The organism is Proteus sp. PR00208, from assembly GCF_016238545.1.
Classification (GTDB): domain Bacteria; phylum Pseudomonadota; class Gammaproteobacteria; order Enterobacterales; family Enterobacteriaceae; genus Proteus.
This window is the reverse complement of record NZ_JAEHQE010000010.1, coordinates 101,222-115,741: the sequence shown is the minus strand read 5'-3', so window position 1 is coordinate 115,741 and position 14,520 is coordinate 101,222. Positions and strand designations below refer to the sequence as shown.

Genomic DNA, 14,520 nt, shown 5'->3' with positions numbered 1-14,520 from the left:
GCTATCACATATCACTGCCAATCTAAAATCACTTTACCCGATTGACCTGAACGCATGATATCAAAGCCTTTTTGAAATTCATCAATTGGGAATTGATGAGTAATAATAGGCGAGAGATCAAGGCCAGACTGAATAAGTGCCGCCATTTTATACCATGTTTCGAACATCTCACGGCCATAGATACCTTTAATAAACAATCCCTTAAAGATAACTTGTCCCCAATCAATCGCCATATCAGAAGGCGGAATACCTAAAAGGGCAATACGACCGCCATGATTCATAGTATTCAGCATGGTACGAAACGCAGGTGGTGCACCTGACATTTCTAATCCCACATCAAAACCTTCTGTCATGCCTAGCTCTTTCATCACATCGATTAAGTTTTCTTTGCTGACATTAACTGCTCGGGTAACACCCATTTTTTTCGCAAGATCAAGGCGATATTCATTAACATCCGTGATCACCACATGACGTGCACCCACATGTTTACAAATTGCAGCAGCCATAATACCAATTGGGCCAGCACCAGAAACCAGCACATCTTCTCCCACTAAATCAAAAGATAACGCGGTATGAACGGCATTACCAAATGGGTCAAAAATAGCTGCTAATTCATCAGGAATATTGTCTGGAATTTTAAATGCATTAAAGGCAGGGATAACCAGATATTCAGCAAAACAGCCCGGGCGATTTACACCCACACCAATGGTATTACGGCATAAATGCGTACGACCACCACGGCAATTACGGCAATGACCACAAGTGATATGCCCTTCACCAGAGACGCGATCACCAATATTAAAACCTTTCACTTCCTGTCCTATCGCAACAATTTCGCCGATATACTCATGACCCACAACCATAGGAACAGGAATTGTTTTTTGTGACCACTCGTCCCAGTTATAAATATGAACATCAGTGCCACAAATTGCTGTTTTACGAATTTTGATCATCACATCGTTATGACCAAGTTCAGGTACTGGAACATCGGTCATCCAGATACCTTCTTGCGCTTTTAATTTTGACAATGCTTTCATATGGGAACCTTATGCAATCACATTAAGTTGTTTGCCGATTTTGATAAATGCCGCCACTGCACGCTCAATTTGTTCAGTAGTATGTGCTGCCGACATTTGTGTACGAATACGAGCTTGGCCTTGTGGTACAACAGGATAGAAGAATCCTGTGACATAAATCCCTTCATCAAGTAAGCGGGTTGCAAACTCTTGTGCTAATTTAGCGTCGCCTAGCATCACTGGAATAATCGCGTGATCAGCACCCGCCAATGTAAAGCCTGCCGCACTCATTTTTTCACGGAAAAGCGAAGCGTTACGCCATAAACGAGCACGTATTTCATCGCCTGTTTTCAGCATATCTAAAACAGCAATAGAGGCAGAAACAATTGCAGGTGCTAACGAGTTGGAAAATAAATAAGGGCGAGAACGCTGACGTAACCACTCAACCACTTCTTTGCGTGCTGCGGTGTAACCACCCGATGCACCGCCTAAGGCTTTACCTAAAGTGCCCGTGATAATGTCGACTCTGTCCATCACATCACAATACTCATGAGTTCCACGGCCTTGTTCACCCACAAAACCCACGGCATGCGAATCATCGACCATCACTAAGGCACCAAATTCATCCGCTAAATCACAGATACTTTTAAGATCTGCAATCACACCATCCATAGAAAATACGCCGTCTGTCGCGATCATAATGTGGCGAGCATTCTCTGCTTTAGCTTTTTCAAGTTGTGCGCGCAGTTCTGCCATATTGTTATTGGCGTAGCGATAACGCTTCGCTTTACATAAACGCACACCATCAATAATAGAAGCATGGTTTAAGGCATCAGAAATAATCGCATCTTCGGGCCCCATTAATGTTTCAAATAATCCACCATTGGCATCAAAGCAAGAGGAATACAAAATGGCATCTTCCATACCCAAAAATTCAGCAATTTTATTTTCTAATGTTTTATGTGAATCTTGAGTACCACAAATAAAGCGCACTGAAGCCATCCCAAAACCGTGGCTATCCATACCTGCTTTTGCCGCTTCAATCAATTTGGGATGATTGGCTAAACCTAAATAGTTATTAGCACAAAAGTTAATAACATGGCTTCCGTCAGCAACGGCGATATCTGCGTTTTGTGAAGAAGTGATGATACGCTCATTTTTAAAGAGGCCATCTTGACGAGTTTGTTCGAGTTGTTGATTAATTTGTTGATAGAAAGAGTGGGTAGACATACTTTCTCCTAAGACTACAGGGCGAAAAGAGGTAACATACATTTTTGATTATAATGTAGTCGTTATTGTTTCTTATTCTATGCCTTTGTTCTATTAAAAACGACAAATGTAAATAAATAATGTTATTTATGTAATTAAGATCACTAATACACACTGTGTTTTTCGAGAATTTCAGCCTGTTGTTCCGTGATGAATACTACCGTTAATGCTGTTCAGTGTTATTATAGACCTAGAGCTAATTTTTAGATTTTTATATGAAGGGGTAGCCACATGATTATCGTCACGGGCGGTGCAGGTTTTATCGGCAGCAATATTGTTAAAGCATTAAATGATGAAGGTTATACCGATATATTGGTTGTTGATAACCTTAAAGATGGCACCAAGTTCGTGAATTTGGTCGATCTGAATATTACCGATTACATGGATAAAGAAGATTTTATTGCGAGCGTTGTTGCTGGTGATGATTTCGGCGATATCGATGCAGTTTTCCATGAAGGTGCTTGCTCATCGACCACTGAGTGGGATGGCAAATATATGATGGATAACAACTATCAATATTCTAAAGAGCTACTTCATTTTTGTCTTGAACGCCAAATTCCTTTCTTATATGCCTCTTCGGCTGCCACTTATGGCGGTCGTACAGATAACTTTATCGAAGATAGAAAATACGAAGCACCTTTAAATGTCTACGGTTATTCAAAATTCCTATTCGATGAATATGTACGCCAAATTTTACCTGAAGCAGAATCGATGATTTGTGGCTTCCGTTATTTTAATGTTTATGGCCCTCGTGAAGGACATAAAGGCGGTATGGCAAGTGTTGCATTCCACTTAAATAACCAAGTAAATGCTGGACAAAATCCTAAGTTATTTGAAGGTAGCGAAACCTTCCAACGCGACTTTATTTATGTAGGTGATGTGGCTGCGGTTAATTTATGGTTCTGGCGCAATAATGTATCGGGAATTTTTAACTGTGGTACAGGCCGCGCTGAATCATTCCAAGCGGTTGCAAACGCAGTTATTGCGCACCATAAAGATAAAGATCTCTCTATCGAACATATTGAATTTCCAGAAAAATTGAAAGGTCGTTATCAAGCCTTTACACAAGCAGATCTCACAAACTTACGTAAAGCAGGTTATACCGCACCATTTAAAACGGTTGCCGAAGGCGTTGAGCTTTATATGCAATGGTTAAATCAAGGTAAGTAATCGCTGTTTATGAAAATCTTTGTGGTAGGGCCTTCATGGGTCGGGGACATGATGATGTCTCAAAGTCTTTATCGTACATTGAAAGCATTACATCCTGCGGCAACGATTGATGTGATGGCACCAGCGTGGTGCCGTCCATTACTTGAAAAAATGCCAGAAGTTGATAATGCCATCCCAATGCCGTTAGGTCATGGTGCATTAGCGATTGGTGAGCGTCGTCGTTTAGGAAAGCAATTAAGAGAAAATGGTTACACGCACGCTTATGTATTACCTAACTCGTTTAAATCTGCATTAGTCCCTTTCTTTGCAGATATTCCTAAGCGCACAGGCTGGCGTGGAGAAATGCGTTATGGCCTATTAAATGATTTACGCCCTTTAGATAAAGATGCCTTCCCGCTGATGGTTGAACGCTATGTGGCTCTAGCTTATGACAAGCAAAAAGTCCAAAAAGCGACAGATTTACCTCAACCTCTGCTTTGGCCTAAGTTATCGGTTACAGAGCGTGATATATCTACCACATTGACTCAATTTTCATTATCTACACAGCGCCCTGCAATTGGTTTTTGCCCCGGTGCTGAATTTGGTCCTGCAAAACGTTGGCCTCATTATCATTATGCAGCTTTAGCACAAAAATTAATTGCTGAGCAGGGTTATCAGATTTTCCTTTTTGGCTCTCAAAAAGATAAAGAAGCGGGTGAAGAGATAAAACAAGCCCTAACGCCAGAAGCACGTGAAGCCTGTTTTAATCTGGCAGGTGAAACCAGCCTTGAACAAGCGGTTAATTTGATTGCGTCTTGCAAAGCCGTCGTCAGTAATGATTCTGGTTTAATGCATGTAGCAGCTGCATTAGAACGCCCATTAGTCGCACTTTACGGCCCAAGTAGCCCTGATTTTACACCTCCGTTATCCCATAAAGCGCGTGTGATCCGTTTAATTACAGGTTATCACAAAATCCGTAAAGGGGATGCTGAACAAGGCTATCACCAAAGCTTAATTGATATTCAGCCAGAGCAAGTCTTTGCGGAACTTGAACATTTGTTGTCAACGGAGCCATCAGCGTGAAGCGGGTATTAATCGTTAAAACCTCCTCTATGGGAGATGTTTTACATACATTGCCCGCATTGACTGATGCAATAAATGCGTATCCTGATATCCGTTTTGACTGGGCTGTTGAAGAAGGCTTTGCACAAATTCCAAGCTGGCACCAAGCTGTTGATACTGTTATTCCAGTAGCAATACGCCGTTGGCGTAAAAATTGGTTTAGTGCGCCTATTCGTGCTGAGCGCTCACAATTTCGTCAAGCGATTCAAGCTCATCATTATGATGCTGTGATTGATGCACAAGGTTTACTAAAAAGTGCATTTTTAGTGACACGCTACGCCAAAGGCACTAAACACGGCTATTCTCGTCAATGCGCCCGCGAGCCTTTAGCTAGTTTTTTCTACAATGTTCGCCATGATGTCAGCAAAAAAATGCATGCGGTTGAACGTATTCGCCAACTCTTTGCGCTGAGCTTAAATTATCCCATTCCACAATCTCAAGGTGATTATGGGATTGCACAGCATTTTCTCTCACTTCCATCCTTTGATGAACGCCCTTATTTGGTATTCTTGCACGCAACAACCCGTGATGAAAAACACTGGCCAGAATCTCATTGGCGAGAATTAATCGCCCTACTCGCTGATTCAGGATTGCGCATTAAGTTACCTTGGGGCGCAGAGCATGAACATCAACGCGCTATCCGCCTAGCTAAAGATTTTGACTATGTTGATGTATTGCCAAAAATGTCGCTCGCGGATGTTGCTCAAGTGATTGCTGGTGCAAAAAGTGTAGTTTCTGTGGATACGGGGTTAAGCCACTTAACCGCGGCATTAGATAAACCGAATATCACTCTATTTGGCCCTACCGATCCTGGTTTAATCGGCGGTTACGGTAAGGCACAAATGTCTGTGAAAGCAGAAGGTGGAGATATTGGTGAGATAAAGCCACAGCAAATATTCGACCTTCTTGATATTTAGTCTTATAAACCCTAAAGATCACTAGCCTTTTAGGGTTTTATTGACTGCATTAAAGACTTCATCAACAGTAATTACATCCATAATCGACTCTGGAGCTTCACAAAAGAGAGGCTCTTTCTTAATCACGGTATGTAGCTCAAGATCTTGGTAAGGACCTGTTGAACAAGGATTTGCGGTGACAAATAAACTCACAGTTGGTCGTTTTAATGTAATCGCTAAATGTAAGGGTCCTGTATCACCAGTCACTAATACGTTCATCATATTGATATGACTTAATAAGTCTGGTAATGACGTTTTACCAACTAAGTTTTCTATATTTTTGTGATAATTAACAGGAAGTAATTTGAAAAATTCATCAGATAAACCTTGTTCATGAGGAGCACCAATTAACTTAATTATCAATGAATTATCACTGTTAATTAATTTTTTAGCTAACTCGACAAAATGAGAGACAGCCCATCTCCGTTCTGGCGTTGACGTTCCCATCTGAAAGCCGATCACTTTATATTCTATTTTTGGTAATAACTTTATCTTACAAGGGAGCTCCATATCAGTGCTTACATTTGTGATGCCTAAATGACTGACAAGATCTAATTTACTTTGAACAAGATGTACTGGTGTGGTGTTATGATCAGCAACAATCCATTTTGTAAACCACTTAGGAAGTTCATGAAAAGTATTACGCAAAATATATTGGCAACCTGCCATTACTGCGAATAGCACATCATAAGGGAGGTGAGAATGTAAAATTACAGCTAATTCAGGCTTATATTTTTTTGCCTGTAAGACAATAGGAAGTAAGTTTTTTATTTTATTATCCCAATAAATCACACTGTCTATTTGGTCATAGTTTTCAACTAATAACCTATTTTTCTCACTCGAAACTAATGTGATATGAGCATCTGGATAATGCGCACGAATGGCTCTTATCGCTGGGGTATTAAACATAAAATCCCCAAGCGCAGTCGTTGAAAAAATAAGAATGCTGTTAAATTGAATATCTGATGAAAATGTATCCGTTTTTTTCATCTTGCCAAAAAGTGGGTTATAGATATTTAAGAAGTTATGTACCCATTTCAGTTTTTTCAACTTCATTTTATTTTGCCTGTACTTTACTTTGATAATACTCAGCCAGCGTCATGCCCTGCACTTTATCTTTTAAGAAACTAAATAGCGTTTCTAAATCGTTATATAGCCCTTCGATATCTTTTTCTGTGCGGAATGTGGGGCTACCACCTGGCATAAATTCAGACGAGTGCAACATAAACTCAATATGATCATGACCTTGTGCTAAAGATTTTTCTGCTACTTCAATCATCTGGTGTACATTTCCGCCTTTAGGACGTAGCCAATTTACAGAAGGTGCCCGCTGTTTACCTCTTAATTTATCGTAACCTTGCTTAAATTTATTCATTAAAGGTGAGTGCTTATATTGAATACTCATCGGCACTTCTAGCAACGTTGAATTTCCTGCTTTAGTGATATCCTCTAGATCCATAAAATAAGCATGACTTGGAAAATCAGTGTAATTTGTTCCACCCGATTGTGCGGGATCACCTTTGGTAAAACGCCAATCCACTTTAGGTGTTACAGAGCAATCAACTTGATAACCAAATTCAACTAAAAGCTGTGCATAAATTTCATTAAATGCCCAACGACCCGCTCGATGACTTAACATTTTGGTTTGTAGTTTATTTTCAAGTAAGTCAGTCATTAACGCGATTTTTTCTCGCATTTGATCTTTAGGATATTCAACTAAGTAAGGCTGATGATGTAAATCATCATTGGTTAAAGGTACAAGTGGTGGGCTATTCCATGCATGTAAGTGCATACCAATTTCACCCGTATTACGTGCAATAACATCACGAGCAAACTCAATATAGGCATCATCCATTACCATTTCGTAATTTGTTAGCCAAACGGGTTTAAAATGAAAATGCTCGCAAAGTTGCTGAAAACGGGGTAAAAAATGCGTATTTTTTGTGGTGATATCACGTTCGTTTTCCCAAAGATTATCGCCTTCGGTATCTAATGTGATAATAAATGCTGGTTTTTTCATGCATACCCTGCCAATTAATGGATAATAGGCTAATAAATTTATATTTAATACTATGGCATGCAGTGTAAAACATCAATTCAATCAATATAAATTAGGTTTTATGGATGCTTTTGGCTGTTTTGTTTACAATTAGAGTATCTCACTAAAGCTAAAGTAATTATGACTAATATAAATCAATCATTTAATAGAATACTGGTTATTAAACTCCAACATCATGGAGATATGTTATTAACGACGCCCGTTATATGCTCATTAAAATCAGCTTATCCTAATGCAACGATTGATGTTTTATTATACAAAGAAACATTACCTATGCTTGAGCACAACCCATTCATCAATAATATTTTTTATCTTGATCGTAATTGGAAACATCAAGGTAAATTCACTCGATTAAAAAAAGAGTGGGAGCTTGGTCGAATATTACAAAAACAACAATATGATTTAGTTGTTAATTTAGCTGATCAGTGGAAAGCTGCCATTTTTGCTTTAGTCACTAAAGCACAAGTGCGCTTAGGTTTTGAATTTGAAAAGCGCAAAAACAGTCAGTTTTGGCAAAAATGCCACAATATTATTGTCTCTACGGCAGATCATGGACAGCTACACACTGTTGAACAAAATCTGAGTATCCTTGCTCCACTTAATATTCCTATTATTTCAGATGTTATGATGGCTTATAGCGAAGCAGATAAACAGTGGTTAACTGAGACTATTGAAAAATATCATCTCCCTAAAAACTATATCGTTATACAACCAACCTCTCGCTGGTTTTTCAAATGCTGGGATGAAGATAAAATGGCGACTTTAATTACAAAGCTTCAGCAAAATCATTATTCCGTAGTGTTAACTTCGGGCCCAGAAGCAAAAGAATTAGAGATGATACAAACTATTTTGGCACGCTGCCCAAACAAAGATGTGATAACGGTTTTAGCTGGGCAAACATCTTTATCTCAACTTGCTGTATTAATTGATAATGCAGGACTTTTTATTGGTGTTGATTCTGTCGCAATGCATATGGCTGCTGCATTAAAAACGCCTTTAGTTGCTCTTTTTGGTCCTTCTAAACTTGAACATTGGCACCCTTGGCAAGCAGTAGGTGAAACAATATGGGCAGGCAATTATGACGATATTCCACACCCAGACCATATAAAGACAGACACCCAACAACGTTATCTTTCCGCTATTCCGGTTGATGTGGTTTACAACACAGCTATAAGGCATTTATCTTAATGAATCACCCGTTACGACTCGCCATTGTCAGACAAAAATATCGCCCAGATGGGGGAGCAGAACGCTTTATTGCGCGCGCATTAGATGCATTATCCAACGATGACCTTGAACTCAATGTGATCACGCGAGAATGGCAAGGTGATACTAATTCAGATTGGCATATTCACTTATGCAATCCACGAAAATTGGGCAGGATTAGCCGAGAATCGGGTTTCGCTAAGGCAGCTAGAGCATGTTGGCAGGAAAATCATTTTGATATTGTTCAAAGCCATGAACGTATCGCAGGTTGTGATATTTTTCGTGCTGGTGATGGTGTACATCGCCGATGGCTATTACAACGCCAAAGAATATTGCCTAATTGGAAAGGGCGTTGGCTATTTTATGATAGATACCACCGCTATGTAATGAATGCAGAAAAACAGATGTATGCCGATCCCGCATTAAAACAAGTTATCTGTAATTCACAGATGGTTAAAAATGAAATTATTGAGGATTTTGGTGTTTCTGCCGATAAAATAACTGTCATTTATAATGCAATTGACCATAATGCTTTCGTACCTGCAACAAATTCTCAAAAAGAGACCTTAAAAACACAATATAATATTCCACACGATGTACCTTGCTTTATTTATGTGGGATCAGGCTTCGAACGTAAAGGCTTAGCAGCTGCTATCTCAGCAATAGCAAAGACATCAGCTATATTGTTAGTAGTTGGAAGTGATAAAAATCAGCGTAAATATGAACAACTCGCAACACAATTAGGTTGTGAGCAACGCATTTTCTTTTTAGGTATGCAGAAAAAAACACTCGATTTTTATCAAATCGCGGATGCATTACTACTTCCTACTCTTTATGACCCTTTTCCTAATGTTATTCTTGAGGCATTATCGTGTGGTTTACCGGTGATCACCTCAACGACTTGTGGTGGTGCAGAGTTTATTCAACATGGTAAAAATGGATTTGTTTGTGATGCATTAGATATTTCAGCATTAACTGATGCGATTACACAGATCCCAAAAGAAACAGCGTGGACTGAGATGTCACAAGTGGCGAGAGAGACCATTCTCCCTTATACACCACAACGATTATCAGGCGAGCTTATTTCACTTTATAAACGGATATTAGCCTTGTGAGTCAACAACATATACTTTTTATTATTGATGGATTACCGGGTGGTGGCGCTGAAAATGTCACGCTCAGGCTAGCTAATGGTTTTCATCAAGCAGGATACCAAGTCACATTATTATCCTTACATAATAAATTAGCGTATGAACTACCTGATTTTATTGATTATATTGTTGATCATGATAACTATCGTGGAATTTTTAGAAAATTAACTGAAATATCGCGTAGAGCAAAATCGCTTGATAATGTACTCACTCAACTTTTTGCTAAAAAAGGGCGCCCAGCGCTTGTTCTTTCTAATTTACATAAAACAGACCGTATTGTTTGTCGCTCTAAACAACTAAAAAGCTGCAATGTTTGGTACTGTATTCACGGCATTTACTCTCAATCTTATCTTGGTAATAAATCAGGATTTTCATATTGGTTGAAAAAAATAAAAATCCAACGAGTTTATCGAGATAAAAATCTCGTTTGTGTTTCTAATGCGGTAAAAGATGATCTAATCAATGCCATTGGTATTCATGCTGAACAACTAAAAACTATTTATAACCCATTTAATATTGAAGAAATACAGCAAAAAGCTACCCTTTCTAATCCATTTGCCGAACAAGATTATATCTTGCATGTGGGTCGATTACATGAAGTAAAAAGACAAGACAGATTAATTGAGGCTTTTGCTAAAGCCGATTTACCTTGCCAACTCATTATATTAGGTGAAGGTACTCCCACCGTTAAACAGCAATTAGAAGCTCAAATTAAACAACTTAACTTAGTGGAGAAAGTCACACTTGCGGGTTTTATCCCAAACCCTCTCCCTGCAATCAAAGGCGCTAAAGTGGTTGCATTAAGCTCTGATAGTGAAGGGCTTCCTACTGTATTAATTGAAGCATTAATATGTGGTGTGCCTATCGTCAGTACTCGATGCCCTGGTGGGGTCAGCGAAATTATGACAGACGAACTTTCTGATTACCTCTCTACAATGGATAGTGACTCTCTCGCAGAAAAACTTCGCCTTGCGTATTATTCACAGCCTCAAATATTGCCATCATCCTATGCAAAATTTGAACTAAACCATATTTTAAAGCAGTATATCGCTTTAATTCCTTAATCCGCGCTTACTTGTTTTACACACTTTCTCTCACACAGTGTGATACTATAAGCGTTCGTCCAGATAAGTGAATTTGATAGCATGTTGTTGCGTTTATATCAGGTACTTCTTTACCTTATTCAACCTCTGATTTGGTTGCGTCTTTTATTACGCAGCCGTAAAGCACCCGCCTACCGTAAACGGTGGGGAGAGCGCTATGGCTTTTGCAAAGGCAAAGTCGTCCCTCAGGGTATATTATTGCATTCCGTTTCTGTTGGTGAAACACTCGCCGCAGTGCCGCTTGTTCGTGCCCTTCGTCATCACTATCCTGATTTACCCATTACCGTCACGACTATGACACCAACTGGCTCAGAACGTGTGCGTTCTGCATTTGGTGATGATGTTTACCATGTCTATCTTCCTTATGATTTACCGGGTTCAGTTAATCGTTTTCTTAAAACGGTTGACCCCAAATTGGTGATCATTATGGAAACGGAGTTATGGCCTAACCTAATTTCAAAACTTCATCAACGAAAAATCCCGTTGATTATTGCTAATGCACGTTTATCAGAGCGCTCTGCTGCGGGTTACCAGAAATTAGGCAGTTTTGTCAAAACGATGCTCCAAAAAATCACTTTGATTGCTGCTCAAAATCAGGAAGATGGTGAACGATTTATCGAGCTCGGTTTAAAACGTTCGCATTTACATGTTACAGGTAGCCTAAAATTTGATATTTCTGTCACCCCAGAGTTAGCCGCAAGAGCGGTTGCTTTGCGCCGTCAATGGGCTGCTCACCGCCCAGTTTGGATTGCAACAAGTACCCATGAGGGTGAAGAAACCATTATTTTAGAGACACATAAAAAGCTACTGGCACAATTTCCTCAGCTTTTGTTAATTTTAGTCCCTCGCCACCCAGAGCGTTTTCCTAAAGCCGAACAATTAACGCGCGAAGCAGGGTTAAAATATACCTTACGAAGTACCGATGCTGTGCCAGATGCACAAACGCAAGTAGTTATTGGCGATACAATGGGCGAGCTTATGTTGCTCTATGGTATTGCAGATTTAGCTTTTGTTGGAGGGAGTTTGGTTGAGCGTGGTGGTCATAATCCTTTAGAAGCCGCCGCTCACGCTATCCCTGTTATCATGGGACCTTATACTTTTAATTTTAAAAATATCTGTGCCAAGCTTGACCAAGCTGAAGGATTAATTACGGTTACAGACAGTGAATCGATGGCGACTGCTATTGCTTCATTGCTTAATGATGAAGATTATCGCCGTTATTATGGTCGTCATGCAGTTGAAGTGCTTCATGAAAATCAAGGGGCATTGCTGCGTTTACTTACCTTACTTTCACCTTATCTTCCTCCACGGAGTCACTAATGAGCCAAGGTAAGCGCCTTTCTGTGGTGATGATCAGCAAAAATGCAGCTGATATCATTGGTGAATGCTTAGACTCAGTACAATGGGCTGATGAAATCATTGTATTAGATTCTGGTAGCCAAGATGACACCTGCCGTATTGCGACAGAGAAAGGGGCTAAAGTCTTTATCAACAGTGAATGGCCTGGGTTTGGTAAACAACGCCAATTAGCGCAGCAATATGCCTCTGGTGATTATATTTTTATGATTGATAGTGATGAACGCGTCACTCCTGAACTCAAAAGCAGTATCCTCGCAGTATTGCAACAACCTGAAGAAAATGTCGTTTATAACTGTGCTCGCCGTAACTTATTTATGGGGCGATTTATGAAACACAGCGGTTGGTATCCCGATAAAGTGACACGTTTATATGCCCGTGAGCATTATCAATATAACGATAATTTAGTGCATGAATCATTAGAAACAAAAGATGCAACAGTAAAAACCTTGCAGGGTGATCTACTGCATCTTACCTGCCGTGATTTAATGGAATTTCAGCAAAAACAGCTAAAATATGCCTCCGAATGGGCAAAAGAACGCCATCAACAAGGTAGAACAACAAGTTATAGTTCTATCTTAAGCCATACCGCTGGTGCTTTTTTTAAGACATGGCTGTTAAGAATGGGTTTTTTAGATGGGAAACAGGGATTAATACTGGCATTTGTTAACGCACAGTATACCTTTAATAAATACGCCTCTTTATGGGAACTCAGCCAGAAGACTGTAAATCATGAAAAATAAAGCTATCTATCCCGGAACCTTTGATCCTATCACTTATGGCCATATTGATATTTTAACGCGTGCGGCAGGTATGTTTGATACGGTTTTATTAGCGATTGCTGATAGCGCCCGTAAAAATCCTATGTTCACCTTAGAAGAGCGGGTTAATTTAGCCAGAGAAGTGACAAGCCATTTACCTAATGTTGAAGTGGTGGGATTTAGTGAACTGATGGCTAACTTTGCTAAGCAACAACAAGCCACCATTTTAATTCGCGGTGTCCGCTCTGTTTCTGATTTTGAATATGAATGGCAACTTGCGAATATGAACCGTCACTTTGCACCTGATCTTGATAGTGTATTTTTACTGCCCTCTCAAAATCTTTCATTTGTCTCTTCATCGTTAATTAAAGATGTGGCGCGCCATGACGGTGATGTCTCTACGTTTTTACCTGAAGTTGTCACCACCGCCATGCTAAAAAAACTCGGTAAAATTTAGCTCTCATTTTCACTATGTTGGCAATGTCGGCAGAAAAATGTGCTACGTTGCCCTTGTTTAATACTTTCTATCGGTTGACCACAAATTAAACAAGGCTTGTCTTTACGCCCATAAACAAATAACTCTTGCGCAAAATAACCCGGCTTACCGTCTGACTGCAGAAAATCTTTTAGCGTTGTGCCACCTTGTTCAATAGAACGGGTTAATACGCGCTTAATCGCCGTGACAAGAACCGCACATTCTTCTTGCGTTAAACTATTGGCTTTTCTATCTGGCATAATTCCTGATGAAAATAGTGCCTCATTAGCATAAATATTACCGACACCAACCACTAATTTATTATCCATTAACCACGGTTTTATAGCCGTTTTTTTATTTTTGGATTGTTGATAGAGATATTCGGCATTAAATTCATCTGAAAGTGGCTCTGGCCCTAAATGCGCTAATACAGAGCTTGTGGCTAAATCTTCACACCATAGCCAAGCACCAAAGCGTCGTGGATCAGTATAGCGGAGTACTTTACCATCACGAAAAATCAAATCGATATGATCATGTTTCTCTTCAGGTTGTTCCTCTAATAGAATACGAACACTCCCTGACATTCCTAAATGAATAATGATCCACCCAGTATTAAGTTCGATTAGCAAATATTTAGCACGTCGCTTTACACTTAAAATAGGTTCATCCAGTAACGTTTTTATTTTTTCTGAAACAGGCCAACGTAATTTGCTATTACGTACAATGGCATAGTGCAACACATTGCCCACAAGATGAGGCTCAATACCTCGGCGACTAGTTTCGACTTCCGGTAATTCAGGCACAGGTTGCTCCATGATTATCAGATAAGAGATACAGCGATAAACACATTTTTATTGTATGATCGCCACTCTATCAAAAGTATAAAGGATGATGGCA

At 39.6% G+C, this 14,520-nt stretch carries 14 protein-coding genes; 9 read left to right on the top strand and 5 right to left on the bottom strand.

The features are described from left to right. Positions 1-11 precede the first annotated feature (11 nt). Complete coding sequence (gene tdh / locus JEP36_RS09125) at positions 12-1,037, bottom strand: L-threonine 3-dehydrogenase (RefSeq protein ID WP_023583402.1); 1,026 nt, start codon at positions 1,035-1,037, stop codon at positions 12-14. Positions 1,038-1,046: 9 nt separating this feature from the next. Continuing rightward, a complete protein-coding gene (locus JEP36_RS09120; protein ID WP_198620322.1) occupies positions 1,047-2,246 on the bottom strand; it encodes a glycine C-acetyltransferase in 1,200 nt (399 codons plus the stop codon). Between the two features lie 270 nt (positions 2,247-2,516). Here JEP36_RS09120 and rfaD point away from each other — a divergent pair, with 270 nt between their 5' ends. The 3 genes from rfaD to rfaC are packed head-to-tail and all read left to right on the top strand — an operon-like array spanning position 2,517 to position 5,473. Further along, the gene (rfaD, locus tag JEP36_RS09115; protein ID WP_198620321.1) at positions 2,517-3,455 is read left to right on the top strand and encodes an ADP-glyceromanno-heptose 6-epimerase; all 939 of its coding nucleotides are present in this window, start codon (positions 2,517-2,519) and stop codon (positions 3,453-3,455) included. A 9-nt stretch (positions 3,456-3,464) separates the two neighbouring features. Next, a complete protein-coding gene (gene rfaF, locus JEP36_RS09110; RefSeq protein WP_198626412.1) occupies positions 3,465-4,517 on the top strand; it encodes an ADP-heptose--LPS heptosyltransferase RfaF in 1,053 nt (350 codons plus the stop codon). Further along, positions 4,514-5,473, top strand: a complete 960-nt coding sequence (gene rfaC / locus JEP36_RS09105; RefSeq protein WP_198630112.1) for a lipopolysaccharide heptosyltransferase RfaC — start codon at positions 4,514-4,516, stop codon at positions 5,471-5,473. The genes rfaF and rfaC overlap by 4 nt, the downstream gene beginning before the upstream one ends. Before the next feature lie 21 nt (positions 5,474-5,494). Here rfaC and JEP36_RS09100 read toward each other — a convergent pair whose 3' ends face one another. After that, complete coding sequence (locus JEP36_RS09100; RefSeq protein ID WP_198630111.1) at positions 5,495-6,568, bottom strand: glycosyltransferase family 9 protein; 1,074 nt, start codon at positions 6,566-6,568, stop codon at positions 5,495-5,497. A 1-nt stretch (position 6,569) separates the two neighbouring features. Next, positions 6,570-7,532, bottom strand: coding sequence for a polysaccharide deacetylase family protein (locus tag JEP36_RS09095; RefSeq protein WP_198630110.1), 963 nt, complete (start codon positions 7,530-7,532; stop codon positions 6,570-6,572). A 159-nt stretch (positions 7,533-7,691) separates the two neighbouring features. Here JEP36_RS09095 and rfaQ point away from each other — a divergent pair, with 159 nt between their 5' ends. The 6 genes from rfaQ to coaD all read left to right on the top strand — a co-directional run bounded on the left by rfaQ (position 7,692) and on the right by coaD (position 13,605). Then, a complete protein-coding gene (gene rfaQ, locus JEP36_RS09090) occupies positions 7,692-8,759 on the top strand; it encodes a putative lipopolysaccharide heptosyltransferase III (RefSeq protein ID WP_198626409.1) in 1,068 nt (355 codons plus the stop codon). After that, positions 8,759-9,892, top strand: a complete 1,134-nt coding sequence (locus JEP36_RS09085; protein ID WP_198630109.1) for a glycosyltransferase family 4 protein — start codon at positions 8,759-8,761, stop codon at positions 9,890-9,892. Before rfaQ ends, JEP36_RS09085 begins: the two co-directional genes overlap by 1 nt. Continuing rightward, on the top strand, positions 9,889-10,992 hold the full coding sequence (locus JEP36_RS09080; RefSeq protein ID WP_196533687.1) for a glycosyltransferase: 1,104 nt from the start codon (positions 9,889-9,891) through the stop codon (positions 10,990-10,992). Before JEP36_RS09085 ends, JEP36_RS09080 begins: the two co-directional genes overlap by 4 nt. Positions 10,993-11,073: 81 nt before the next feature. Continuing rightward, positions 11,074-12,351: a lipid IV(A) 3-deoxy-D-manno-octulosonic acid transferase gene (waaA, locus tag JEP36_RS09075; RefSeq protein ID WP_198620314.1), complete on the top strand. Its 1,278-nt coding sequence runs from the start codon at positions 11,074-11,076 to the stop codon at positions 12,349-12,351. Continuing rightward, positions 12,351-13,130 carry a glycosyltransferase family 2 protein gene (locus tag JEP36_RS09070; RefSeq protein WP_198626405.1) on the top strand — a complete coding sequence of 260 codons (780 nt, stop codon included), beginning with the start codon at positions 12,351-12,353 and terminating at the stop codon, positions 13,128-13,130. The genes waaA and JEP36_RS09070 overlap by 1 nt, the downstream gene beginning before the upstream one ends. Beyond that, a complete protein-coding gene (gene coaD, locus JEP36_RS09065) occupies positions 13,120-13,605 on the top strand; it encodes a pantetheine-phosphate adenylyltransferase (RefSeq protein ID WP_109419621.1) in 486 nt (161 codons plus the stop codon). The genes JEP36_RS09070 and coaD overlap by 11 nt, the downstream gene beginning before the upstream one ends. On the opposite strand, the gene mutM is transcribed toward coaD, so the two are convergent. Further along, complete coding sequence (gene mutM / locus JEP36_RS09060) at positions 13,602-14,426, bottom strand: bifunctional DNA-formamidopyrimidine glycosylase/DNA-(apurinic or apyrimidinic site) lyase (RefSeq protein ID WP_198630108.1); 825 nt, start codon at positions 14,424-14,426, stop codon at positions 13,602-13,604. The genes coaD and mutM overlap by 4 nt on opposite strands. Between the last annotated feature and the right edge of the window lie 94 nt (positions 14,427-14,520).

Coding starts and splice junctions, on each gene's coding strand:
- tdh (WP_023583402.1), bottom strand. CDS start 1,037: ATGAAAGCATTGTCAAAATTAAAAGCGCAAGAAGGTATCTGGATGACC.
- JEP36_RS09120 (WP_198620322.1), bottom strand. CDS start 2,246: ATGTCTACCCACTCTTTCTATCAACAAATTAATCAACAACTCGAACAA.
- rfaD (WP_198620321.1), top strand. CDS start 2,517: ATGATTATCGTCACGGGCGGTGCAGGTTTTATCGGCAGCAATATTGTT.
- rfaF (WP_198626412.1), top strand. CDS start 3,465: ATGAAAATCTTTGTGGTAGGGCCTTCATGGGTCGGGGACATGATGATG.
- JEP36_RS09100 (WP_198630111.1), bottom strand. CDS start 6,568: ATGAAGTTGAAAAAACTGAAATGGGTACATAACTTCTTAAATATCTAT.
- JEP36_RS09095 (WP_198630110.1), bottom strand. CDS start 7,532: ATGAAAAAACCAGCATTTATTATCACATTAGATACCGAAGGCGATAAT.
- rfaQ (WP_198626409.1), top strand. CDS start 7,692: ATGACTAATATAAATCAATCATTTAATAGAATACTGGTTATTAAACTC.
- JEP36_RS09085 (WP_198630109.1), top strand. CDS start 8,759: ATGAATCACCCGTTACGACTCGCCATTGTCAGACAAAAATATCGCCCA.
- waaA (WP_198620314.1), top strand. CDS start 11,074: ATGTTGTTGCGTTTATATCAGGTACTTCTTTACCTTATTCAACCTCTG.
- JEP36_RS09070 (WP_198626405.1), top strand. CDS start 12,351: ATGAGCCAAGGTAAGCGCCTTTCTGTGGTGATGATCAGCAAAAATGCA.
- coaD (WP_109419621.1), top strand. CDS start 13,120: ATGAAAAATAAAGCTATCTATCCCGGAACCTTTGATCCTATCACTTAT.